Source organism: Caldifermentibacillus hisashii (assembly GCF_039654145.1).
GTDB classification, from domain to species: Bacteria; Bacillota; Bacilli; order Bacillales; family Caldibacillaceae; genus Caldifermentibacillus; species Caldifermentibacillus hisashii.
Genome location: NZ_CP155467.1, coordinates 2,916,090 through 2,940,145 on the forward strand (window position 1 = coordinate 2,916,090; position 24,056 = coordinate 2,940,145).

Annotated in this window: 19 protein-coding genes, 1 tRNA gene and 1 riboswitch; of the genes, 9 read left to right on the plus strand and 11 right to left on the minus strand. The window is 39.8% G+C overall.

The features are described from left to right. Positions 1 to 154: 154 nt before the first annotated feature. The 7 genes from NSQ14_RS14215 to NSQ14_RS14245 all read right to left on the minus strand — a co-directional run bounded on the left by NSQ14_RS14215 (position 155) and on the right by NSQ14_RS14245 (position 7,864). Positions 155 to 862, minus strand: a complete 708-nt coding sequence (locus tag NSQ14_RS14215; RefSeq protein WP_034771950.1) for an N-acetylmuramoyl-L-alanine amidase — start codon at positions 860 to 862, stop codon at positions 155 to 157. Between the two features lie 399 nt (positions 863 to 1,261). Beyond that, the gene (leuD, locus tag NSQ14_RS14220; RefSeq protein WP_346206475.1) at positions 1,262 to 1,849 is read right to left on the minus strand and encodes a 3-isopropylmalate dehydratase small subunit; all 588 of its coding nucleotides are present in this window, start codon (positions 1,847 to 1,849) and stop codon (positions 1,262 to 1,264) included. A gap of 216 nt (positions 1,850 to 2,065) precedes the next feature. Next, positions 2,066 to 3,475: a 3-isopropylmalate dehydratase large subunit gene (leuC, locus tag NSQ14_RS14225; RefSeq protein ID WP_041845265.1), complete on the minus strand. Its 1,410-nt coding sequence runs from the start codon at positions 3,473 to 3,475 to the stop codon at positions 2,066 to 2,068. Positions 3,476 to 3,477: 2 nt separating this feature from the next. Further along, complete coding sequence (locus NSQ14_RS14230; RefSeq protein ID WP_268754229.1) at positions 3,478 to 3,600, minus strand: hypothetical protein; 123 nt, start codon at positions 3,598 to 3,600, stop codon at positions 3,478 to 3,480. Further along, the gene (gene leuB, locus NSQ14_RS14235; protein ID WP_041847914.1) at positions 3,597 to 4,697 is read right to left on the minus strand and encodes a 3-isopropylmalate dehydrogenase; all 1,101 of its coding nucleotides are present in this window, start codon (positions 4,695 to 4,697) and stop codon (positions 3,597 to 3,599) included. Before leuB ends, NSQ14_RS14230 begins: the two co-directional genes overlap by 4 nt. Positions 4,698 to 4,749: 52 nt before the next feature. Then, positions 4,750 to 6,297: a 2-isopropylmalate synthase gene (locus NSQ14_RS14240; RefSeq protein WP_034771983.1), complete on the minus strand. Its 1,548-nt coding sequence runs from the start codon at positions 6,295 to 6,297 to the stop codon at positions 4,750 to 4,752. A 601-nt stretch (positions 6,298 to 6,898) separates the two neighbouring features. After that, positions 6,899 to 7,864 carry a bile acid:sodium symporter family protein gene (locus NSQ14_RS14245; RefSeq protein ID WP_346216504.1) on the minus strand — a complete coding sequence of 322 codons (966 nt, stop codon included), beginning with the start codon at positions 7,862 to 7,864 and terminating at the stop codon, positions 6,899 to 6,901. Positions 7,865 to 8,927: 1,063 nt separating this feature from the next. Between NSQ14_RS14245 and ilvB the strand changes: the two genes are divergently transcribed. The 5 genes from ilvB (at position 8,928) to NSQ14_RS14270 (ending at position 14,482) form a co-directional block, all read left to right on the plus strand. Next, positions 8,928 to 10,625 carry an acetolactate synthase large subunit gene (ilvB, locus tag NSQ14_RS14250; RefSeq protein ID WP_346207314.1) on the plus strand — a complete coding sequence of 566 codons (1,698 nt, stop codon included), beginning with the start codon at positions 8,928 to 8,930 and terminating at the stop codon, positions 10,623 to 10,625. Continuing rightward, positions 10,622 to 11,137 carry an acetolactate synthase small subunit gene (gene ilvN / locus NSQ14_RS14255; RefSeq protein ID WP_034771961.1) on the plus strand — a complete coding sequence of 172 codons (516 nt, stop codon included), beginning with the start codon at positions 10,622 to 10,624 and terminating at the stop codon, positions 11,135 to 11,137. The genes ilvB and ilvN overlap by 4 nt, the downstream gene beginning before the upstream one ends. Positions 11,138 to 11,309: 172 nt before the next feature. Further along, positions 11,310 to 12,341, plus strand: a complete 1,032-nt coding sequence (gene ilvC / locus NSQ14_RS14260; protein WP_346216505.1) for a ketol-acid reductoisomerase — start codon at positions 11,310 to 11,312, stop codon at positions 12,339 to 12,341. A gap of 186 nt (positions 12,342 to 12,527) precedes the next feature. Then, positions 12,528 to 13,496 (plus strand): threonine ammonia-lyase, encoded by a 969-nt coding sequence (gene ilvA / locus NSQ14_RS14265; protein WP_346216506.1) that lies wholly within the window; start codon positions 12,528 to 12,530, stop codon positions 13,494 to 13,496. 503 nt (positions 13,497 to 13,999) lie between these two features. Further along, positions 14,000 to 14,482 carry a hypothetical protein gene (locus NSQ14_RS14270; protein ID WP_346216507.1) on the plus strand — a complete coding sequence of 161 codons (483 nt, stop codon included), beginning with the start codon at positions 14,000 to 14,002 and terminating at the stop codon, positions 14,480 to 14,482. 27 nt (positions 14,483 to 14,509) lie between these two features. Here the strand turns inward: NSQ14_RS14270 and NSQ14_RS14275 are convergent, their stop codons facing one another. Both NSQ14_RS14275 and NSQ14_RS14280 read right to left on the minus strand, forming a co-directional pair. After that, complete coding sequence (locus NSQ14_RS14275) at positions 14,510 to 15,871, minus strand: PFL family protein (protein WP_346216508.1); 1,362 nt, start codon at positions 15,869 to 15,871, stop codon at positions 14,510 to 14,512. A gap of 27 nt (positions 15,872 to 15,898) precedes the next feature. Next, positions 15,899 to 16,171, minus strand: coding sequence for an ACT domain-containing protein (locus NSQ14_RS14280; RefSeq protein ID WP_034771967.1), 273 nt, complete (start codon positions 16,169 to 16,171; stop codon positions 15,899 to 15,901). Positions 16,172 to 16,245: 74 nt separating this feature from the next. Then, positions 16,246 to 16,322: riboswitch (glycine riboswitch) on the minus strand. A 571-nt stretch (positions 16,323 to 16,893) separates the two neighbouring features. Here NSQ14_RS14280 and NSQ14_RS14285 point away from each other — a divergent pair. The 4 genes from NSQ14_RS14285 to NSQ14_RS14300 all read left to right on the plus strand — a co-directional run bounded on the left by NSQ14_RS14285 (position 16,894) and on the right by NSQ14_RS14300 (position 21,592). Then, positions 16,894 to 19,710, plus strand: coding sequence for a cation-transporting P-type ATPase (locus NSQ14_RS14285; protein ID WP_346216509.1), 2,817 nt, complete (start codon positions 16,894 to 16,896; stop codon positions 19,708 to 19,710). Between the two features lie 21 nt (positions 19,711 to 19,731). Beyond that, positions 19,732 to 20,382, plus strand: a complete 651-nt coding sequence (locus NSQ14_RS14290; protein WP_034771971.1) for a potassium channel family protein — start codon at positions 19,732 to 19,734, stop codon at positions 20,380 to 20,382. Positions 20,383 to 20,394: 12 nt separating this feature from the next. After that, complete coding sequence (locus NSQ14_RS14295; protein WP_095141648.1) at positions 20,395 to 21,060, plus strand: NAD-binding protein; 666 nt, start codon at positions 20,395 to 20,397, stop codon at positions 21,058 to 21,060. Positions 21,061 to 21,519: 459 nt separating this feature from the next. After that, positions 21,520 to 21,592, plus strand: a tRNA-Ala gene (locus tag NSQ14_RS14300). A 157-nt stretch (positions 21,593 to 21,749) separates the two neighbouring features. Here NSQ14_RS14300 and NSQ14_RS14305 read toward each other — a convergent pair. Beyond that, positions 21,750 to 21,950 (minus strand): YbdD/YjiX family protein, encoded by a 201-nt coding sequence (locus NSQ14_RS14305; protein WP_034771975.1) that lies wholly within the window; start codon positions 21,948 to 21,950, stop codon positions 21,750 to 21,752. 4 nt (positions 21,951 to 21,954) lie between these two features. Then, a complete protein-coding gene (locus NSQ14_RS14310; RefSeq protein WP_343126861.1) occupies positions 21,955 to 24,024 on the minus strand; it encodes a carbon starvation CstA family protein in 2,070 nt (689 codons plus the stop codon). Positions 24,025 to 24,056: the final 32 nt, after the last annotated feature.

Below are 24,056 nucleotides of genomic sequence, written 5' to 3' on the forward strand. Positions count from 1 at the left end.
GTTGCCTTTTGTAAAATCGGTTATAGGCAACATTCCCCTATTTTCCTTTATGCCATTCATAACTTTTCATGTGTAAAAAATAACCATTCCTTCTATTATTTATATGCTCGAGTCATTTCAATAACTTATTACATGTATGAAATCTTGCTCCATGTCATGAATCATGTACAATATATACTTGAAACCCTGCATTTCTCGCTCTCTCCGCTAAAGCTTCAGCATTCTCCCGCTTTGAGAAAGCACCGATTTGAACTTTATATAAGGTATTTTGGTTTACCGACGAAGGTGGTGAGGACGGGATCGGGTTTACAGGTGCACCGGTTTTCCTTGGTAATCTAAATGCCCTCGCTAAACCGTTCACATGTCCCCGTGCAATCCGATTAATATATGCAGGATCCTTCAATTTATTTGCATCCGTAACATTGTCGACAAAACCATTTTCAGTTAGCAGTGCCGGCATATTTGATTCTCTTAACACGTGAAAATTTGCCTGCTTTTGTCCCCGGTCACGATAATCTGTTTGTTTTACCACTTCTTCATGAATGGCATCCTGATAACTTTTTGTTAATGCATCTACATTCGGATATACATAACTTTCAAAACCGGTTCCGCCACCGGAATTTATATGAACGGACAAATAAAAATCAGCTCCCCAGCTGTTTGCGGCAGATGTCCTGGCATTTAGGCTAACGGTTTGGTCTGTTGTTCTACTCATTCTTACAGAAACATTTTGGTATTCATTCAATAAAATTTGCTGAATTTGATTTGCAATTTGTAAAGTAATATTTTTTTCACTGATGCCATTACCAACTGCACCAGGGTCCGAACCACCGTGTCCCGGATCGATAAAAATTTTAACCAAATTTTTCACCTCTCCAATTTTTTTAGAATTTGAAAATTGTACCCGAATCCAGTAGAAAACATGACTATACTCGCCGGGATTTCACAATTTTTATCACAAATATAATTAGGAAATGTAACAGTTCCTTTTCCTTGATAGTCAGTCCCAAGATGAAAGACACAAAGACCGGGTATAAAATTAAAGACTTCCTAATTTATTTATATGTAAGAACTAAAAAAGGGTTAAGAATTCTGTCGTTGGTACATCGGAGGAAATTTTTTAAAAAATCGGCATACTGATTATGGTACAAATATTGTTTTTGAGGTTTTTTGCGGCATGATTTGTTTCTAATAACTGCAAAAAATGCAAGGCCTATTTCAAGATAAGCGGCTTGCATTTTTCACCAAAAATATTGGCATTTCAAACGAGTTGTCTACTCTGTTCATATGCTTCAATTTTATCTTTAAGTAATAAAGTTAAGTCAATATCATCCCAACCATTTACTAATTTTTCCTTATGATAGGCGGGAATGTCAAACGCAATAACTTGGTCACCGTCAGTAATTGTTTGTGCTTCAAGGTCAACAGCCAGTGTAAATGAATCCCGTTCGGCCTTTTCCATCCAATCTTGAATAATAGATTGGTCAAGCATAATTGGTAGGATACCATTTTTTAACGCATTATTGTAAAAAATATCGGCAAAACTTGGTGCAATTACAACTCGGAAACCATAATCAAGAAGAGCCCAAGCCGCATGTTCACGTGAAGAACCGCAGCCAAAATTTTTTCCTGCCAAAATAATGCTGGCACCGTTGTATTTTTCATCATTCATTGTAAAATCTTGCCGAAGACTCCCATCATCATTGTATCGCCAGCTATAGAATAAAAATTTCCCAAACCCCGTTCGTTCAATGGCTTTCAAAAATTGCTTCGGGATAATTTGGTCGGTATCGACATTTTCCCGATTTAACGGGTAAACGAGTCCTTTATGATATTGAATAGCTTCCATTATTTATACCTCCTTTGAAAGATGTAACAAGTCTGTCCGACGTAATTCCAAAATTTGTAAATAATGCATAACATGTTTAAACCGTCTGATTAGCGATAGATTTATTCATGTTCCTGCATGATCATGTGCCAAAGGTGGTTCATTGGACAGACTCACAGGTCCGTGCTTAATCTTTTATAAACGATTTCAACTATACAAATTACCGTTCATAACCGATTACTGAAGGACTTGTTGAAATTTCCGGACATCGATAAAATGACCGGTAATCGCCGCAGCGGCCGCCATTTCCGGACTGACCAGATGGGTGCGGGCACCATTCCCTTGCCTTCCTTCAAAATTCCGATTTGAGGTTGATGCACATCTGCCACCGGGTGGTACAATATCTTCGTTCATCCCTAAACACATACTGCAACCGGCATCCCGCCATTCAAATCCGGCATCCTTAAAAATTTGATCCAGTCCTTCCTTTTCCGCTTCCATCTTTACGAGAAAAGAACCCGGAACAACGATGGCCCGTTTAATATTTGGATGAACTTTTCGGCCACGGACAATTTCTGCCGCTTTCCGTAAATCACTTAAGCGGGAATTGGTGCAAGAGCCGATGAACACATGATCTATATTAATAGAAGAAATTGGTTGATTTTCTTCCAATCCCATATATTCTAATGCGCGGCGGACCTCCTCTTTATTTTCAACTTCACTAATCGCAGGTGTCGAACCGCTAACCGGCACGCACATACTTGGATTTGTCCCCCATGTGACTTGCGGTTCAATTTCTTCCGCATTAATCGTTAATGTTTTGTCATAAGTCGCTCCCGAATCAGTAGCCAGCGATAACCAATTTTCAGCAATCTCTTCAAACTGTTCCCCTTTTGGCACATATCTTTTTCCTTTTAAAAATTCGACCGTTTTCTCATCGGGACTAATTAACCCGGCTCGAGCCCCGCCCTCAATGGACATATTGCAAATCGTCATCCGGTCTTCCATCGAAAGTTTTCGAATGGCATCCCCCGTATATTCAACAACATAACCTTGGCCAAAACTTACTCCAAATTTTGCGATTATTGCCAAAATTAAATCTTTCGCAGTTACACCGGGACCTAGCTCTCCAACAACATGGACATTCATTGTTTTTGGTCGTTGTTGCCAAATCGTTTGAGTAGCCAGTACATGCTCAACTTCACTTGTTCCGATCCCAAATGCCAATGCACCAAATGCACCATGCGTCGATGTATGACTATCACCGCAAACAATTGTTTTACCTGGTTGTGTTAATCCGAGTTGAGGTCCGATTACATGAACAATTCCTTGGTCCGGATGAAACATATCCGCCAACCGGATTCCGAACTCTTCGCAATTTTCCTTCAATGTTTCCATTTGTTTTTTCGAGATTGGATCGCGGACAATTTCCCGGTTTGCTGTCGGAACATTATGATCCATCGTCGCAAAAGTTAGATCTGGTCGCCGTACTTTTCGATTATTCATCCGCAACCCTTCAAAAGCTTGCGGTGATGTAACCTCATGAACAAGATGCAGATCAATATATAGTAAATCCGGTTTTCCTTTCTCTCTGTGAACAACATGATTTTCCCATATTTTTTCAATAATCGTTTTCGGTTTTCCCATATTTAAACCTCCTGCAAAATCAAATCATTATCAAGGAAAAATAATGCATAGTCAAACATTACTAACTTTTCCCCGGTGGTTACCGGTACTAGTGCTTCCGGTGCCGATCCAATGAACAGAGTCATACATTGCTAAACTTTTTCCCGTTGATTACTGATTGTAATTTTTCTGTAATGACTTCCGTTATTTCGTTTGTACTGAGTTTTGTTCCGTTTTCTATTTGTAAATCAGCGGTATGATAACCGTCTGATAATGTTTCATTGACTGCTGCTTCAATCGCACTAGCTTCTTCTTCCATAACAAAAGAGAACCGGAGCATTAATGCCGCAGATAAAATCATCCCAATCGGATTCGCCATTCCTTTACCGGCAATATCGGGTGCCGATCCATGAATCGGCTCATACAAACCGAACTGATCGGATCGGATACTGGCAGAAGGAAGCATACCTAATGATCCGGTCAAAACCGATGCCTCATCACTTAAAATATCGCCAAACATATTTTCCGTTACAAGAACATCGAACTGGCTTGGGTTGGTTATTAATTTCATACTGGCGGCGTCTACTAAAAGATGTTCTACTACTACATCTGGGTATTGACCGCTTTTTTCATTGACAATTTCCCGCCAAACCCTGCTTGATTCCAGCACATTTGCTTTATCAACAGAGGTAAGCTTCTTCTTCCGCATCCGGGCAAATTGGAATGCCTTATCTACAATTCTTTCTATCTCATACCGTTCATAATATAACGTATCGACAACGACTTTCCCGTTTTCACGGCGTTCACTCGGTTTACCGAAATAAATTCCGCTCGTTAATTCACGGACAATTAAAATATCACTATCCTTAATAATATGTTCTTTTAACGGAGATGCATGGAGCAATGAAGCAAAAGCTTTAATCGGGCGGAGATTGGCAAATAGACCAAGTTCCTTTCTAATTTTTAACAGCCCTTTTTCCGGCCGAATGTCAGCGGGCACGTTATCCCATTTTGGCCCGCCAACTGCCCCTAACAGAACCGCATCGGCATTTTTACAAGCATTAACCGTTTCATCCGTCAAAGGAACTCCGAACCGATCAATTGCATTACCACCAATGGCATGTGTTTCATATACAAAACGATGATTAAATTTTTCTTCCACTACATGAAGAACTTTTACTGCCGCCTCTAAAATTTCCTTTCCAATGCCATCACCGGGAAGGAGAATAATACGATTTTCCATAGTTTTCACCTGACTTTTCTTAGCAAAATAGGTTGAATTTTTATCGATTCTACTATTTAATCGCAGTCGGCTCTTTGACAACTGAGCTTTGTTTAATTAAATACTTATTGACCGCATTAATGTAGGCATGTGCTGAAGCTTCCAATACGTCAGAAGCTGTGCCACGTCCATTCATAATTTCACCGTTCACCTTTACCTGAACATAGGCTTCTGCAAGCGCATCTTTTCCCCCGCCAATCGAACTGATTTGATAGTCTAAAAGATTTGTTTCTTCTGTAATCAAGGCCGCTATTGTTTTATATAAAGCTTCCACACTGCCATTTCCTGTACATGCCGTTTGCACGATTTTATCTTCTGGCGTTTTAACGGATACGGTTGCTGTCGGAATATTGGCTGAACCATATTGGACCTGGATCATTTCTAATTGATATTTTTGGACTGTGTTCGCATTGGTTTGGATTTCCATCAAAATTGTGAACAAATCTTCATCGGTCACTTCTTTTTTATGATCGGTTAATTGTTTGAATTGTCCGAATGCTTGGTTTAGTTTTTCCTCAGAAAGTGTAAAGCCGAGCTCTACTACTTTTTCTTTAAATGCATGTCTGCCGGAATGTTTTCCAAGGACAAGATTATTGGAATGAACGCCAACCAATTCCGGTGTAATAATTTCATAGGTTTGAGCATTTTTCAGCACACCATCTTGATGAATCCCTGACTCATGAGCATAGGCGTTTCGGCCAATAACCGCTTTATTCGGTTGTACGACCATGCCGGTTAGTTTTGCGACTAAATCACTGGTCCGCTTCAATTCATCGAGCTTCAAGTTCGTTTCATACGGGTAAAAGTCAGAACGAATCTTAAGGGCAATTACGACTTCTTCCAATGCTGCATTTCCGGCCCGTTCGCCGATCCCGTTAATGGTCCCTTCAACCTGGGTTACCCCGTTTTCAATCGCAGCCAAGGAATTTGCTACAGCCATGCCTAAATCATCGTGACAATGACAAGAAAGCGCCACTTGATCAATATTCGGCACATGTTCCCGAATATACCGGAACATTTTTCCATACTCTTCAGGCGTTGTGTAACCGACCGTATCCGGTAGATTAATCACATTGGCTCCTGCTCCAATGACTTTTTCAATAATTCTTGCTAAAAAGTCCAAATCGGAGCGTGACGCATCTTCTGCTGACCATTCAATAAACGGAAATTTTTTCTTTGCATATTTCACCATGTTCACTGAAGTTTCAATGACTTGTTCCGGTGTCATTTTTAATTTGTATTTCATATGAATTGGTGATGTGGCTAAAAACAGATGCAAACAAGGTTCTTCAGCAACTCGCAAAGCCTCCCAAGCCGCATCAATATCAGATTGAACCGCTCTGGAAAGCCCAATCACCGAGGAGTTTTTAATTGTTTGGGCAATCGCTTTTACAGCCTCAAAGTCACCTTTGGACGAGGCCGGAAACCCGGCTTCAATTCGGTCGACACGAAGCCTTTCAAGTTGTCTGGCAATCTCTAATTTTTCCAGTTGATTCAAGTTTACACCCGGTGATTGTTCTCCATCCCTCAAAGTCGTATCGAAAATTTTTATCATCGTCATACCCATCCATCCCTTCTTTAAAATTTTTTGCTTGATTTTTCATAACACATAAACAGTATCGCCATAATCTGACTGGAGACTTTTCCTTCTTGCCGGTAACCTCAAACCGATGATTATTTATAAAAAAAGGCTCTCTTCTCCCACACAAATCTATATTTAGATTCATGTTGGGGAGAAAAGAGCCTTTCCTCGGTACCACCCAAGTTCATAGCATCCTCGCAGATACTATCTCGTGAAGCATGAAGCCTCGTTTTGGTAACAGGTGTTAGAGTTACACCCGGCGAAACTTAATGAGATGAATCATCCGTTCAGTTTCACACTCAGGGATGAGACTGGAACAATATGTATTTCCGGGCTTCCACCGCCCCCGGATCTCTGTGAATACATGCCCATTGTTCCATAATCCCTTCATTGCTTTCATCTATTTTTAAAATTTCGTCATCAACTAATATTGTCATTTATCATAAAACATTTTATTTAAAAGAGCAAGAGGTTTTTATAAAAAATTTTATATAAATCTTTTTAAAAATAATTATCTAAAAAATCATGACAAAGCTCATTTAATTAAACCATTCAATCTGTTCTTGCAAGCCGTTTTAGACTACTTCGACAAATCGATTCCTGTTCCAATTGTTTCCGAGTTAGCTGCTTTCCTGCTCCAAAATGTTGCCAACAGCGGACCTGAGATATTATGCCAGACACTGAAAATAACACTTGGCACTGCCGCTAGCGGTGAAAAATAAGTCATTGCCAATGTAGTGGCCAGTCCGGAGTTTTGCATACCTACTTCAATTGCGATTGTCTTTTGGCTCGGATAATTGAGCTTGAAAAGTTTCGCTGACCAAAAACCAAGCAATAAACCGAGACAATTGTGTAAAACAACAACAATGAAAATGAGCAATCCATTTGATAATAGATTATCTTTATTCACTGCCACAACTGCCGAGGCGACTCCAACAATTCCGATAACCGAAATTAACGGTAACACAGCCGTACTCTTCTCCACTTGTTTGGGAAATAGATAATGAACTAAAACCCCTAAGACAATTGGTAACAACACAACTTGTACAACAGAAACAAACATACTCCAGAACGAAACTTCCATCCATTGCTTTGCTAATAACCATGTTAAAAACGGTGTCATTATAGGAGCCATCAATGTGGATACTGCTGTCGCACAAACAGATAACGCCGCATTTCCTTTAGCCAAATAAGCCATAACATTCGATGCAGTCCCACCTGGTGCACAACCGACAAGAATAACACCCGCAGCTAATTCCGCTGGCAACTTGAGTAAAATGGCTAGCGCAAAGGCCACTAACGGCATAATCGTATATTGACTAACTGCAGCGATAATGACACTTTTCGGTGCTTGGAAAACAGCCTTAAAATCATCAACAGATAATGTTAATCCCATTCCAAACATAATGATGCCCAGCAATAACGGAATATGAGGGGCTATCCAAGTAAAGCCTTCCGGAATAAAGTAACTTAATAGTGCAAATAAAATGATCCAAACAGCAAATGTATTGCCGGCAAAATTACTGACTTTCGCCAATTGATTCAATGTAATCACCCGCTTTTATAGTTTAATTAATGATTATAGTATAAATTTTTATTTTTTCAATACTGTTATCAAAAGATATTTTTTAGAAAAATTTTTAAAAACACTTGACTTATGCGTGAAATTCAAATAAACTATCTTTTAAAATAACGGTTAAATTGATTGATAATTTATACAATTACTGTATAAATTTTAAAGCGATGACGGGAACGGGGAAGCAAAACCAATGTGTAAGCAGCGAATCGGGGATGGTGAAAGCCCGGTTACACAGTTTGTTTCCTGATCATCCCGGAGTGCCGGACTGAACAGGGTTAACCTTAGTAAGTTTGGCCGGGTACGAACGATCAGTACCTGTTATCAAAAGAAGCTCCATGCTTCATGAGGTAGTATCTGTGAGGATGCTATGAAGTTGGGTGGTACCAAGAAAAGCAACTCTTTTCTTCCCAAACATGTCATAATTGTTCTGGGTTGAAAAGGGTTTTTATTTTTAAGCAGTCTATCTAATTTTAATTAGCCGACTCATTTGAAATATTTATTTTACTCATCTTTTACAAATTTATAAAATATTAACAAATATCCTATTGACCCTTTCAGAAAAATATTTTATTATTAACGGCAAAACAATCTTTTTTAACGCAGTGCAGCATAAATTTAATAAAGTGTTCTAAATCATTTAAGATATTTTTAACACGATGACGGGAACGGGGAGCAAAAATCATGTATTTGCAGCGAGTCGGGGATGGTGAAAGCCCGGTCATACATTTTGTTCCTGGATCATCCCGGAGTGCCGGTTTGAACAGAATTTCCAAGTAGGATCGGCCGGGTGCTTCGTTTGCACCTGTTATCAAAAGAAGCTCTATGCTTCATGAGGTAGTATTCGCGAGGGTACTATGAACTTGGGTGGTACAGAGGAAAGAGATCTCTTTTCTCCCCAAAAATTCTGCTTGATGTAGGTTTAGGGGGGTAAAGAGCTTTTTTTATACTTTCTAAATTTCTTACCAAAATACTCAATTTATTCAAAGGGGAGGTTTCTTTCGTGAGTCTTAAGGTAAAGAATGAAGAGGATATGCAAGTTGACCAAATAACTGGTGCTGACCTTTTAGTCGATACACTGATCAATGAAAAAGTGGATACGATTTTTGGGTACCCTGGGGGGGCGGTATTACCTATTTACGATGCTTTTTATCGTAAAAAAGCACCTTTCAAACACATTTTAACGAGACATGAGCAAGGAGCCATTCATGCGGCGGAAGGATATGCCCGGGTTACAGGAAAACCAGGAGTTGTGTTTGCTACATCCGGCCCTGGTGCGACCAACTTAGTAACAGGAATTACCGATGCCATGATCGACTCAATCCCGCTTGTTATTTTTACAGGTCAAGTTGCAAAAAATGTAATTGGTACTGACGCATTTCAAGAAGCAGATGTTATTGGAATTACAACACCGATTACAAAATATAATTATCAAGTGAACGATTTGGAAGATTTACCGTCAATCGTTAGGGAAGCTTTTCATATTGCATCAACAGGAAGACCCGGTCCGGTTGTTATCGATATTCCTAAAAATATCGCAACGAGGTATGTTAGTGGCAACTATACGTACGTTTCTGAAATCAATCTGCCCGGTTATCAACCAAATTTTATGCCGAATCCACTGCAAATTACAAAATTAGTTGAAGCGCTCAAAACAGCCAAAAGACCGCTTGTATTGGCAGGTGCCGGAGTATTGTTTGCCAATGCGACAGAAGAGCTGAAACAATTTACTGAAAAATACCAATTGCCTATCACTAATACATTACTTGGATTGGGAAGCTTTCCCGGTGATCATGAACTGTTCCTTGGCATGGCCGGTATGCATGGAACTTATGCTGCAAACATGGCCATATCTGAATGTGATTTATTAATTAATTTTGGCGCACGTTTTGATGATCGGCTCACCGGGAATTTGAATTATTTTGCGCCTCATGCCAAAGTTGCACATATTGACATTGATCCTGCCGAAATAAGTAAAAATGTCGAAACCCATATCCCGATCGTGTGTGATGCCAAAGAAGCACTAAAAGCACTGTTAAAATGTGAGCTTGAGGTTTCATCGCATAATGAATGGAATCAGAAACTAGCTGTCTATAAAACTGAAAAACCGTTATGGTATGAAAAGCCAAAAGAATTCGTGTCACCTCAATGGTTTATTGAACAAATATACAAAATTACTAATGGCGAGGCTATTGTGACAACAGATGTCGGTCAACACCAAATGTGGGCAGCTCAATACTTTCATTTTAATAAACCAAATTGTTGGGTAACTTCAGGAGGTCTCGGTACAATGGGATTCGGTCTTCCGGCTGCGATTGGGGCACAAATTGCAAGACCGGACGAACTCGTTATTGCGATCGTCGGTGATGCCGGTTTTCAAATGACCTGTCAAGAGCTTGCTGTTATAAGGGAAAGAAACCTTCCAGTTAAAGTTATTATTGTTAACAATGCTGCGCTCGGAATGGTTAGACAGTGGCAAGAAATTTTTTATGAAGAAAGATACTCAGAATCTATACTTACATTTAACCCGGACTTTATTAAACTTGCTGAAAGTTATGATATCAAGGGCGTAGTTATTGATAATCACGAAAATGCCGTTCAGCTATTGGAAAAAGCCATTCATTATAACGGACCGGTTCTCATTGACTGTAGAGTCCCTCAAAATGAGTGTGTGTATCCGATGGTTGCACCGGGAGCCGGCCTACATCAAATGGTGGGGGTGACAAAATGAGACGGATTATTACAGCAACCGTCCAAAACCGAAGCGGTGTTCTTAATCGAATTACCGGAATGTTGACAAAACGCCAATTTAATATTGAAAGTATTACGGTAGGCGGCTCAGAAAAAGACGGTATTTCAAAAATGACCTTTGTTATCGATGTGGCCGACCCGCTGAAATTCGAACAGTTAACAAAACAATTAAATAAACAAATTGATGTTATTAAAGTAACCGACATTACCGAAAAGGCTCATGTTGTTCGTGAATTGGCTTTAATTCGCGTCGCAGGCTCTCGTCAGCAACATGCAGAAATTCAAAGTGTCATTGCACCTTTCCGTGCCTCAATTATTGATGTGAGTAAAGACAGTTTGATTATTCAAGTAACAGGGAAACCGGATAAAATTGACGCTTTAATTGAATTATTGAAGTCCTATGGAATTAAAGAATTGACAAGAACAGGCATCACCGCATTTTTACGGGGAAATCAACCGCAAGTAACAGAGATGAATTCACTTTCTATCTAAAGAAAAGCAAATGCCCATTTCGAACGTATAGCTCGCATTGCTTTTGGTGAATTTACTTCTATCTAAAGAAAAGCAAATTTCGAAAGTAGAGCTTGGATAAGTTTTGATGAATTTACTTTCTGTCTATCACTAAAAACTGGAAAAATATAACTAATTTTTGGAGGGAATAATTATGGTAAAAGTTTTACATGATGAAGATATCCAAAGAGACGTACTAACAGGAAAAAAAGTTGCCGTCGTCGGCTATGGCTCACAAGGCCATGCCCATGCACAAAATTTGCGTGACAGCGGTTATGAAGTTGTGATTGGGTTACGTGAAGGAAAATCTGCCGCACGTGCCAGGGAAGACGGCTTTACGGTGTTGCCTGTTGCTGATGCGGTAAGTGTTGCAGATGTTGTCATGATTTTAATGCCGGATGAAACCCAAGCAAAAGTATACAAAGAAAGTATTAAACCTAACCTAAAATCAGGAGCAGCCATTGCTTTTGCACATGGTTTCAACATTCATTTTGGTCAAATCGTACCCACTGATGATGTTGATGTATTCATGGTTGCACCAAAAGGCCCGGGACATCTTGTCCGCAGAACGTATGAGGAAGGTGCCGGTGTTCCAGCTCTTTACGCGGTGTACCAAGATGCTACCGGTCAGGCAAAAGATTTAGCATTAAGCTATGCGAAAGGAATCGGTGCTGCCCGTGCCGGTGTGTTGGAAACGACATTCAAGGAAGAAACCGAAACCGATCTCTTTGGTGAGCAAGCCGTCCTTTGTGGTGGTCTCACAAGCTTGATTAAAACCGGTTTTGAAGTACTGGTGGAAGCAGGATATCAACCGGAAGCCGCCTATTTCGAATGTTTACACGAAATGAAATTGATTGTGGATTTATTGTATGAAGGTGGCCTATCCAATATGCGGTATTCCATTTCAGACACCGCACAATGGGGCGATTTTGTATCCGGACCGCGTGTAGTTACCGCCGAAACAAAAGAACGGATGAAGGAAATTTTAGCTGATATTCAATCCGGTGCTTTTGCAAAGAGTTGGATTTTGGAAAACCAAGTCAATCGTCCACAATTCAATGCGATTAACGCACAAGAGTTGAACCACCCAATTGAAAAAGTTGGTCAAGAGCTACGTGCATTAATGCCGTTTATTAAACAGTCTGTAAAAGATCAAGAAACAAAAAAAGTGGCTGTAACTAAGTAAAATGAAAAGCGGGGCTATGAGTTAATAAAAATCAGTCTGTTAACTTATTATTCATATTTGATTAGGGAACAGATTTAATAGATTTTGAAACTGATAGTCCCGCGCAAAACGTCGTTATGTTTTTTTATAAGGGAGTGTGAAGAAATTGGGGATTGTTTTTTAACTGAAAAGAAAATTTATTCTGCGATGAACGCCTTATCTCCGTTCGTTCACCGCACACCAATATTTACTTCGGAAACAACCAATCGGATTGTTGGGAAAAAGGTATATTTTAAAATGGAAAACCAACAAAAAACAGGTGCATTTAAAATACGGGGTGCCACCTACAAAATTATGCAATTAAAACGGGAGGAGCTTATGAAAGGGGTCATTACCGCTTCTGCCGGCAATCATGCTCAAGGAGTAGCTCATGCAGCCAAGAAAGCAGGAACAACGGCAACAATCTTTATGCCGGTACACACTCCGCATGCTAAGATTGATGCGACGCGAAACTATGGCGCAAAAGTAGTTTTAACGGGTGAAAGTTTCCAAGAAGCATATGAGGCTTCCCTTGAGTTGCAAAAGGAAACCGGTGCAGCCTATATTCATCCTTTTGATGACTATGATGTCATGGCCGGTCAAGGGACAATTGCACTTGAGTTACTAAGACAAGAGGATAGAATTGATACAATCTTCGTTCCTATTGGTGGCGGTGGATTGATCAGTGGTATCGCAGTAGCAGTAAAAACAATCAATCCCCATATTAAGGTGATTGGGGTTCAAGCGAATGGAGCTGCTCCGGTCTATGACAGTTTTCAAAAGAAAAAACCTACAAATTGGGACCGCGTCTCAACGATTGCAGAAGGGATCGCCGTAAAACAACCGGGAAAAAGTACATTGCCGATTATAATGAAATATGTAGATGATGTGGTGACCGTAACGGATGAACAAATTGCTGCCAGCATCCTTTATATGTTGGAACGGGGTAAAACGTTAATTGAAGGAGCAGGTGCCGCATCCATTGCCGCCTTATTCGCCTATCATCATCATTTTAAATCGAAACATTGTGGACTGATTGTTAGTGGAGGAAATATCGATCTTGATGAAATGTCGCATATTCAAAAGCTCGCCGCCATGAATCATGTCGGCAGTGAAAGTATCGCGATGAATTCATAAAAGAGAGTATCCTGATTAAAAATATTCGATTTCAGATTGTTCCTTTTTCATTCTGTTTTTAAACAAAATTAGCTTACATTACGTTGAAAACTCGCCAGAATATTGGTGAGTTTTTTGTTAGCTAATAGGAAAGTATAAATTTTTCAATTTCTACTTTCCTAACGCATAAGTGCACAAGGAAATCTTCGTGGGAATACATCGCAGCCGAAAAAATTTTATATTTTTTCGGTGAACAAGGAAATCTTCGCGGGAATACATCGCAGCCGAAAAAATTTTATATTTTTTCGGTGACTAGAGAAGCTTCGGTAGCATTACCTCGCAAGCGAAAATGTATTTTCGCTGACTACGGCTCTTGGTTGCCTAAAGGCTCGGCAATCGCCGAGTTTTCTTTATTACTATAAAATGGATAGCAAGGTTTTTTAAAGGATAGAATATTAATGTTTGAACATATTGGACACTTATTGACACCTAAAATTATCGTTCTACACCTAGGAGGCATATTTATGAAAGCAAAATGGAAAATGTATGCAATATTATTTATTCCTTGGTTAACGGTGAAAAAGCTTGGTAAAGAATCATTTATTCGATATTTCCCTACAATTGTATTTAGTAACTTAGTTATTGCCTTAATTAGTGAATTATCTAGGGCGTTAAAATGGTGGAAAGTGAGAACTCCCATTTTTCCAAAGTTAGCGACAGATATATCCTTTGTATTTGGTCCTTTTATTATTGTGAACTTGTGGATTTTCAAGCTTACATATAAAAAATTCTGGGTATATTTATTAACCAATATTTTTGCAGACTTCTTATTTGCTTATCCGTTAACAACCATCGCAGAAAAATTACGAATCTACAAAATGGTAAGAATGTCCCGTAAACAACTTTTTTACCTATGTTTTGTTATAGCGATTTTTAATTACCTGTATCAATTTTTCATTGTTGAATCGTTAAGAAAAGGAAAAAACCTAATAAAAAATGACGTATGATTTGTCCATACGTCATTTTTTATAGACTTAGTTCGTCAACGCTTGAATCGGTGCGGGAATTCTTCCACCACGCCGAATAAACTTTTCCGAACCATACCCGTTTACCGCCATGACCGGGGCGCGACCAAGTAAACCGCCGAACTCAATCATGTCCCCCTCTCTTTTACCAGGAACCGGAATAATTCGGACTGCAGTTGTTTTCTTATTAATCATTCCAATGGCTGCTTCGTCGGCAATAATTGCGGATATTGTTGTAACCGGAACATTCCCGGGAACAGCAATCATATCAAGCCCCACCGAACAAACACAAGTCATCGCTTCCAATTTTGATAGACTGAGCGCATTGTCCACGACTCCGCGAATCATTCCGTTATCTTCACTAACCGGGATAAACGCCCCACTCAAGCCGCCGACATAAGAGCTCGCCATTGTTCCACCTTTTTTCACGGCATCGTTCATTAGAGCTAAAGCGGCAATTGTTCCATGTGTCCCAACCCGTTCGAGCCCCATTTCCTCTAAAATTTCGGCCACACTGTCATTCATCGCATTGGTTGGTGCCAGTGATAGATCCATAATCCCAAACGGAACACCGAGACGCTTAGCAACCACACGACCAATAAACTCACCGGCTCGAGTAATTTTAAAAGCAGTCTTTTTTATGACTTCAGATACTTCACCTAAATCAGCTTCCGGGTGCCGCTTTAATGCATTCAACACAACTCCCGGTCCACTAACCCCAACATTTAAAACGACTTCCCCTTCTCCGGTCCCATGAAATGCGCCTGCCATAAATGGATTGTCTTCAACCGGATTACAAAAAACAACCAATTTTGCACAAGCAAGTCCATTTTGACCCTTTGTCCTTTCCGCTGCTTCTTTGATAACCTCCCCCATTTTCCGAACAGCATCCATATTGATACCGGATTTGGTTGTACCGATTGAAACGGAGGCGCAAACTCGTTCGGTGACACTTAAACTTTCCGGAATCGCTTCAATTAATGTTTGATCTGCTTTAGTCATTCCTTTATGGACAAGTGCGGAAAAACCACCGATAAAATCGATACCCAATTCTTTCGCTGCATTATCAAGTGTTTTGGCTATTTCAATTGCTTGTTCCTTTGTCGCATCACCTAAAATTTCCGCAATCGGTGTAATCGAGATTCGCTTGTTAATGATTGGGATACCATACTCTTTCTCTACTTCCTCAGCAGTTTTTTTCAAATGCTGTGCATGGGTAGTGATTTTATTATAGATTCGTTGATTCATTTTAGAAAAATCGGAATCAGCGCAATTTTTCAGACTGATGCCCATTGTGACTGTTCGAATATCAAGATTTTCCAATTGAACCATGCGAATTGTTTCCATCATTTCATTATATGTAATACTCATTTTTGTGGACTCCTTTACAACAATCAATTAAATTCGATGCATAGCTTGGAAAATATCTTCCAGTTGGATATTGATTTTTAGATTTAGTTTTTCTGCAAGTTCATCCATCTCTTTTTGCAAGTCCTCCAAATTAGCTCCCGTCATATCGACAATCATCATCATTGTAAAAAACCCTTGAAGGATGGTTTGGCTAATATCCAGTATGTTAATTTTATGATTGGAAAGGATCGTCGTAACATTGGCAATAATTCCGATCTGATCTTTTCCAATAACACTGACTACTGCGCGTTTTTTCTCCATTTTTGTCACCTCATGTTTATAAAAAATAAGATTGGATATTTCCAATCTCAAGACAGAATAACATAGAAACAGATTGTTACTCTTCTGTCCTTTTGCCTGAGATTGTGAATCCGTCGGCACCGGGATACCCGGTCTCTCCAGAAGCTGCTCCTTTTGTAGTGTTACCCACAAAATTCATCGCTTAAATTTTCTAATGAATATAGTCATATTATCAATGAAACGGGGGATGGTCAATAGAAAACCGACGCGAAATTTTGTCAATTCAGTTGGGATTTTTTGCGGAATTTCCGGTATTCTAGCAGGACTGGCGAATTTTTCGATTTTACTGTTGAATATGCGGGGGAACTGGTGAATACACGTACCCTGTTGGTGATTTACTCTTTTTTACTGTTGAATTAGCAGGTACTACTGATGAATTCTCGATTTCTTTTGTTGAAATTTTCCACTTTTACTGTTGAATTTCTTGATTTTGCTGTTGAATTACGGGGATGGACTGGCGAATCTAGGGGGACTGTTGAACGGCCGCCTACTATTAAATACTTCAATTTCCTATAAATTTAAAAATTACCTGGACTGGCGAATTCCGAACCTTTTCTTTCTTCCTCTTCAAAATAAGAACTTTTTGTAAATTTTTGTAAACACTATAGACGTCATTCGTGTGAAATTGTACACTCAAGGTATAAAAGATTACAATATTCAATTTATTATTGGGGGAAGGTCAAATGGCTACAGAAGATGATTTTAAAACTATGGATCAAATCATTTATCGAGTTGCCGCAAAACAAGTTTACGACCAATTAAAAACAAATAAAGACGGTTTATCATCCGAAGAAGCCAAAGAACGCTTACAACAATTCGGTAAAAATACAATTAAAGAAAAACAAGGGAGACCGCTATATTTACAATTTTTATCAAACTTTATCAGCATGATGGCAATTCTTCTCTGGATTAGTGGCGGTATTGCCTTCGTTGCCAAAATGCCCGAACTCGGAGTCGCTGTTTGGTGCGTCAATATTATTAACGGAATTTTTAGCTTCATTCAAGAATACAAGGCAAGTAAAGCAACAGAAGCATTAAAAAGTATGCTCGCTTCCTATGCCAGAGTGATCCGTGACGGGAAAGAAGTACAAATCTTGACCGATGAGCTCGTTCCCGGTGATGTGATGCTCATTACAGAAGGCGAAAAAATTTCTGCTGATGCCCGTCTTATTGAAGCAAGTGATCTGCAAGTGAACCAATCTGCGCTAACAGGAGAATCAAATCCGGTGCGAAAATTTTCCGATGCTATTCACCGAAATGATTTGACGAATCTTGAAATAGCTAATCTTATTTTCACGGGAAGTACTGTCTCCAGCGGTTCGGGAAAAGCGGTCGTTTTCAAAACAGGGATGGACACTGAACTTGGCAAAATTGCCGGGCTAACCCAAAACGTCACAGATGAACAGAGCCCGCTGCAAAAAGAATTAAATCGACTAACTAAACAAATCTCCATCATTGCACTGACATTCGGTTTTATTTTCTTTGTTCTTGCTGTTTTCTTCGTCAAAGACCCTGTAGCAGAGTCGTTCATCTTTGCATTAGGAATGATTGTTGCTTTTATCCCGGAAGGACTTTTGCCAACAGTCACCCTTGCCTTAGCTCGTGGTGTACAAAGAATGGTAAAGAAAAATGCACTTGTAAAAAACCTCTCCTCTGTCGAAACACTAGGCTGTACTACAGTCATTTGTACGGATAAAACCGGTACATTAACGCAAAACGAGATGACTGTAAACCATCTCTGGCTCCCGGATAAAGAGCTGGAAGTCACCGGAACCGGCTATGCACCAAAAGGGGAAATTATCGACGGAGACCATAAGATTACATCCAAGACGAATCCTGATGTTAATCTTCTCTTGACTGCTGCCAGCCTCTGCAGCAATGCGCGAATTTTGCCACCCGATGAAAAAAATCCACGCTACACTGTACTCGGTGACCCGACCGAAGCCTGTTTAGGCGTCGTTGCTGAAAAAGCGGGTTTAAAACTTGAAAACATACAAAACGAACAACCGCGCATCCGTGAACTCCACTTCGACTCGAGAAGAAAACGAATGACGACCATTCATCAATTAAATAAACCGATTCACGGAAAAAATCGGGTTGCCTACACAAAAGGGGCACCGAAAGAGTTAATTGAGCTTTGTGAAAATGTTCTGATTAACGGTCAAATCCAGCCAATAACCGATGATATGAAAAAAAAGGCTATGACAGCAAACGATAGCTATGCACGTCAAGGTTTACGGGTTTTGGCTGTTGCCGTCCGATATTTAGGTCTAGACGACCAAGATATCCCGACATCTTTAAGTGCTTATACACCCGAAATCATCGAACAAAAAATGACGTTTATCGGATTAGTTGTCATGGCTGATCCTCCGCGTCCGGAAGTCAAAGAAGCTGTGCAAAAATGTCATCAAGCAGGTATTCGCATTGTTATGATAACCGGTGACTATGGACTCACTGCCGAAAGTATTGCAAAGCGGATCGGCATTGTGACAGGCGATCACCCTCGCGTTATTTCCGGACTCGAACTAGAAGGAATGTCTGATGACCAACTGAAAAATGCCTTAAAGGATGAAGTCATTTTTGCACGGGTTGCGCCGGAACAAAAATATCGAGTCGTCGATAATCTCCAACAACTTGGTGAAGTCGTTGCGGTTACCGGTGATGGTGTTAATGATGCGCCGGCATTGAAAAAAGCCGATATTGGTGTAGCAATGGGAATCACAGGAACGGATGTTGCCAAAGAAGCCGCCGACATGATTTTGACTGATGATAATTTTGCTTCCATTGTCCATGCGGTTGAACAAGGACGAGCTGCCTACAACAATATACGTAAATTTTTACTTTATATTTTGAACAGTAATGTCCCGGAAGCTGCACCATCAATGGCGTTTTTGTTATCAAAAGGATCGATTCCACTGCCGCTCACCATCATGCAAATTTTATTTATTGATCTTGGTACCGATTTAATCCCGGCGCTTGGTCTTGGCTCTGAAAAACCGGAAGCCGGCATTATGAACAAGCCACCAAGAAACTTGAAAGAACCTTTATTAAATCGAACCATTTTGATTAAAGCATTCTTTTGGTACGGTATTTTAGAATCCATTGTTTCTCTATCTGCCTATTTCTTTGTCAATTCCATCAATGGTTTTTCGTTAGGAAATTTGGCTGAGGAAGGAAGCGCAACTTATATTGCTGCTACAACAATGACACTGGCTGCAATTGTTTTTTGCCAAATTGGTGCGGTTATGAACTGTCGTACAGAAAATGAATCCGTATTTAAAATCGGTTTTCTAAAAAATGTAACGATTAATGCAGGGATTATTCTTGAGGTCATTTTGTTACTGGTCATTATGCATGTGCCTTTATTACAAAAAGTCTTTGGTACAGCGCCAATCGGGGTACAAAGCTGGACTTTCTTAATCTGCATTCCGCCTATTATTTTAGCCATTGAAGAAATTCGTAAAGCAATTTCGAGGAGAATAGTGCAAACTCATAAATGAACAGAAATGGAGTGAAGGAAAATGCGGGATATCATTGTTGGTTGTGGTCATATGGGAGCAAGTTTGGCGATGAATCTTCAATTAAGGGGACATGATGTAACGATCATTGATAAGGATAAAGAGGCTTTTAAAAAATTACCTCCTGATTTTTCCGGTGTAAAAGTTGTCGGTTTTGGAATTGATAGAAAGATTTTAGAAGCTTTACGAATTGATCAAGTGGATGCGCTTGTTGCTTGTACGAATGATGATGAAACAAATGCGCTATTGGCCCGGATTGTAAAAAATCAATATCGGGTTCCTCAAGTGATTGCTTTACTATACGATCCAAGGAAAGCGGATATTTATCAAAGTTTCGGTATTCAAACAATTTCTCCAGTTTCCTGGGGAATTCAAAGAGTTACGGAATTATTAAGCTATAATCAACTGGATACTGTATGGTCCCCTGATAATGGTCAGGTGGAGATAATTCGGGTAGAAACTCCCCCACTTCTCATCGGTCATACCGTAAAAGAACTGATGAGTATGGGCGAAATTATGATTGTGACGATCAGTAGGGGGAATCAATCTATCATCCCTGTGTCGGGAACCATTTTACAGGCGCATGATGTTCTGTATATCGCTGTTGTTATGACTGCTAAAAATAAATTAAAAACGATGCTCGGATTAAGATAAGGGGTGAGTAATATGAATGTGATTATCATCGGTGGCGGGCAAGTTGGTTCTTATGTCGGAAAACTCCTGGAAGAAAATGGTATTCAAATAAAAATAATTGAAATACGTGAACATTTGATCGACAAGTTAATTGAGGATTTTTCCAGTGAGGTAGTTATTGGGGGAAGCGGAACAGACCCAAATACGCTAGAGGAAGCTGGAATTAAGTCAGCTGATGTTTTGGTGGCTGTTACCGGTCGTGATGAAGTAAATCTTGTCGCTTCCACCATTGCAAAGTTTGAATTTGGGGTGCGCCGTGTTGTCGCCCGTGTCAACCATCCGCGTAATGAGTGGCTTTATACGCATTCGATGGGCGTCGACGTTGCGATTAATCAATCGAATATTATGGCCCATATGGTCGTCGATGAAATGGATATGGAAAATTTGTCTACTTTAATGAAGTTAAACCGCGGCAACTACTCAATTGCGAAAGTCGCTGTACATGAAGGGTCTAGTGCAGTTGCAAAACCAATTAAAGATTTGGGGATACCCCCGAAATGCGTTTTGATTGCGGTTTTACGGGATGAGGAGGTCATCATTCCCCGCGGAGAAACGTTCATTGAACCGCATGATTCAATTTTGCTTTTGACAGATGCGGACGCAGAAAAAGAAATTAATCGGATTTTTGCGGTGAGTTAAATACCTATGAAAACGTATTTGCACTCCTGTCATAAATAAATGAGGTTAACCGATGAGCTAAACTTATTACCCTTTAAAAAGCACATAAAAATGTATTTGTGCCTCCTATCTTCGGTAATGTGGATAACTAAACTAAAACTACCAACTATCCGTTAAAAGCCTGAACGTTCTTATGAATACTTTTGTTATGTTTTGTTCATGAGAACTGGGCTTTTTGTGCACTGTGATTCCTTTTTTCCATAAGACCAGTGCTAGCCGATTCCTTCAAACCCCGATTATTTATTTATAACTAGTTCTTTTAATATCCTTACAAAAATTTAATCCCGCCCTCTTTCAGTTTGATGACTATTTATTTTTAGAAGTTGATGATAAAAATATCCTTGGATGATAAAAATATCCTTGCAAAATATTTTTATTGGTTATATAATAATTTTTGTCAGCGTTATAAAAAAAGAATATGGGGCATTAGCTCAGCTGGGAGAGCGCTTCGCTGGCAGCGAAGAGGTCAGCGGTTCGAACCCGCTATGCTCCACTACCAAAAACCCTAGATATAATAGGGTTTCTTTTAATTTTTGAAGATTGGTTTTTTCGAAAGACTTCGGATTTGTATTGATTCTTCTATTAATAATTCAAACAGCCCCATCCACCATTCGAATGGAGCTGTTTGCATTTTTCGCTATTTTATAGAATTAACAACATCTCGAAACTTTTCCACCTTTTGCATTGTAACGCTCATCTTGGGCTTCGCAGAAAAATTCCTTCCGAGACTTTATTGGTTCACCCGGATGATGTTTTTCCATATGCTCGACATACGTTTCGTAACAAGGAACACCGACTAACAAACTAAAAAATTGTTTCCGGTATCTTAATACTTTCTTAATCCATTCCATTTTGTTATGCCCCCGCATTAATATTTTCTCTAGGTATATACGGACTTTCATGAAGTTCCAGTTTTTGATTTTTCAATATTTTAATCCAAATCCGAATGGCAGAAATAAATACCATAATAACAACAAGCATAAAGATGGCGCAAAGGGCTGCATCAATATAATCGTTAAACAAAATTTGTCGCATTTCACCTAAGTCTTTCGCCGGTGCTAACACTTCCCCGTTATTATATGCCTCTTGAAACTTGTTTGCATGAGATAAAAAACCGATTGCCGGATTCGAATGGAAAAGCTTTTGCCAACCGGCTGTCAATGTAACAACAAGTAACAAAACTGTCGGGATCAGTGTAACCCATGTATATTTTTTCTTACCCATTTTAAAGAGAACCGTTGTACCAAAGATTAAGGCAATACCTGCGAGCATTTGGTTTGAAATACCGAATAGCGGCCATAGAGTGTTAATTCCGCCAAGTGGGTCAACTACTCCTTGATATAAGAAATATCCCCAAGCAGCTACACTCAATGCGGTTGCAGTAATATTCGGTAACCATGCTTCGGTATTGGCGAAAGGTTTATATACCGTACCGATAACTTCTTGAATCATAAAACGGCAAACCCGTGTCCCTGCATCAATTGTGGTCAAAATAAACAATGCTTCAAATAAAATCGCAAAATGGTACCAGAATGCCATTAATGCTTTCCCGCCGATTACTTGGGAGAAAATTGTTGCCATTCCAATCGCAAACGTTGGTGCACCACCTGTACGGGATAGAATGGATTCTTCTTCAATATGATTACTAATTTCAGTTAACATATCCGGTGTAATGGTGTAACCCCACTCTGAGATTGTTGTTGCTGCGGTCGTCACATCGGTACCAATAACCGCAGCCGGGCTATTAATTGCAAAATAAATACCCGGTGTCAGTACACAAGCTGCAATCATCGCCATAACCGCAACGAATGATTCTGTCAACATGGCACCATAACCAATTGGACGCGCATGAGATTCCCGTTCAATCATTTTCGGTGTTGTACCGGAAGAAATTAAGGCATGGAAACCGGATACGGCACCGCAGGCAATGGTGATAAATAAAAACGGGAATAAATTGCCTGAGAAAACCGGACCTGTACCGTTGATAAATTCAGTTACGGCAGGCATTTGCAGATGTGGCATGGCAATAAAAATTCCAATTGCCAAACCGACAATCGTTCCAATTTTTAAAAATGTACTTAAATAATCCCGCGGAGCAAGCAGTAACCAAACCGGTAAAACGGCTGCCACGAATCCGTAAATAATCATCAAAATGGCAATCGTTTCTCCGCTCAAATTAAATATGGCCGAAAGTTCCGGATGTTGACCGATATATCTACCAAATACAAGTGATAAAATTAAAAGAATAATACCTAATACAGTGGCTTCACCAATTCGCCCCGGTCTGACGAATCGCATATAAATCCCCATTAAAATCGCAATCGGAATCGTTGAGGCAACCGTAAATAATCCCCATGGACTACCGACTAACGCTTTAACAACAACAAGGCCAAGTACGGCAAGCAAGATAATCATGATACCTAAAATACCAACCATGGCAATAATTCCGGTTACTTTTCCCATTTCATCTTTAATCATTTCACCAAGGGATTTCCCATTGCGTCGAGTCGAAGCAAAAAGAATAATAAAATCTTGAACAGCTCCCGCCAGAACAACCCCTACAACGATCCAAAGGGTTCCCGGGAGATAGCCCATTTGTGCTGCTAATATAGGTCCGACAAGCGGTCCTGCACCGGCGATGGCTGCAAAGTGATGGCCGAACAAAACAACTTTGTTTGTCGGTACAAAGTCCTTCCCATCATTATTAATTTCACTAGGCGTTTTGCGATTATCATCCAGTTCAAAGACCCGTTTTGCCATAAATTTACTGTAAAAACGATAGCCAATCGCATAAACGCAAATCGCAGCGGTGATCAACCAGATGGAGTTAATTGATTCCCCTCTGTTTAAGGCTAAAATACCAAAACTTGCCGCCCCCAGTGCAGAAATCAAACCCCAAATAACAATTGATTTAATCGCCTTCATTCACTTACACCCACCTTTACAATATTTTGATA

Bases quoted from the DNA above. Each gene is read 5' to 3' on its own strand.
- ilvN (WP_034771961.1), top strand. From the start codon at position 10,622: ATGAGACGGATTATTACAGCAACCGTCCAAAACCGAAGCGGTGTTCTT.
- NSQ14_RS14240 (WP_034771983.1), bottom strand. From the start codon at position 6,297: ATGACGATGATAAAAATTTTCGATACGACTTTGAGGGATGGAGAACAA.
- NSQ14_RS14305 (WP_034771975.1), bottom strand. From the start codon at position 21,950: ATGGAATGGATTAAGAAAGTATTAAGATACCGGAAACAATTTTTTAGT.
- NSQ14_RS14270 (WP_346216507.1), top strand. From the start codon at position 14,000: ATGAAAGCAAAATGGAAAATGTATGCAATATTATTTATTCCTTGGTTA.
- leuC (WP_041845265.1), bottom strand. From the start codon at position 3,475: ATGGGAAAACCGAAAACGATTATTGAAAAAATATGGGAAAATCATGTT.
- NSQ14_RS14285 (WP_346216509.1), top strand. From the start codon at position 16,894: ATGGCTACAGAAGATGATTTTAAAACTATGGATCAAATCATTTATCGA.
- NSQ14_RS14275 (WP_346216508.1), bottom strand. From the start codon at position 15,871: ATGAGTATTACATATAATGAAATGATGGAAACAATTCGCATGGTTCAA.
- leuD (WP_346206475.1), bottom strand. From the start codon at position 1,849: ATGGAAGCTATTCAATATCATAAAGGACTCGTTTACCCGTTAAATCGG.
- NSQ14_RS14280 (WP_034771967.1), bottom strand. From the start codon at position 16,171: ATGGAGAAAAAACGCGCAGTAGTCAGTGTTATTGGAAAAGATCAGATC.
- NSQ14_RS14290 (WP_034771971.1), top strand. From the start codon at position 19,732: ATGCGGGATATCATTGTTGGTTGTGGTCATATGGGAGCAAGTTTGGCG.
- NSQ14_RS14295 (WP_095141648.1), top strand. From the start codon at position 20,395: ATGAATGTGATTATCATCGGTGGCGGGCAAGTTGGTTCTTATGTCGGA.
- NSQ14_RS14230 (WP_268754229.1), bottom strand. From the start codon at position 3,600: ATGACTCTGTTCATTGGATCGGCACCGGAAGCACTAGTACCGGTAACC.
- ilvA (WP_346216506.1), top strand. From the start codon at position 12,528: ATGAACGCCTTATCTCCGTTCGTTCACCGCACACCAATATTTACTTCG.
- ilvB (WP_346207314.1), top strand. From the start codon at position 8,928: ATGCAAGTTGACCAAATAACTGGTGCTGACCTTTTAGTCGATACACTG.
- NSQ14_RS14310 (WP_343126861.1), bottom strand. From the start codon at position 24,024: ATGAAGGCGATTAAATCAATTGTTATTTGGGGTTTGATTTCTGCACTG.
- leuB (WP_041847914.1), bottom strand. From the start codon at position 4,697: ATGGAAAATCGTATTATTCTCCTTCCCGGTGATGGCATTGGAAAGGAA.
- ilvC (WP_346216505.1), top strand. From the start codon at position 11,310: ATGGTAAAAGTTTTACATGATGAAGATATCCAAAGAGACGTACTAACA.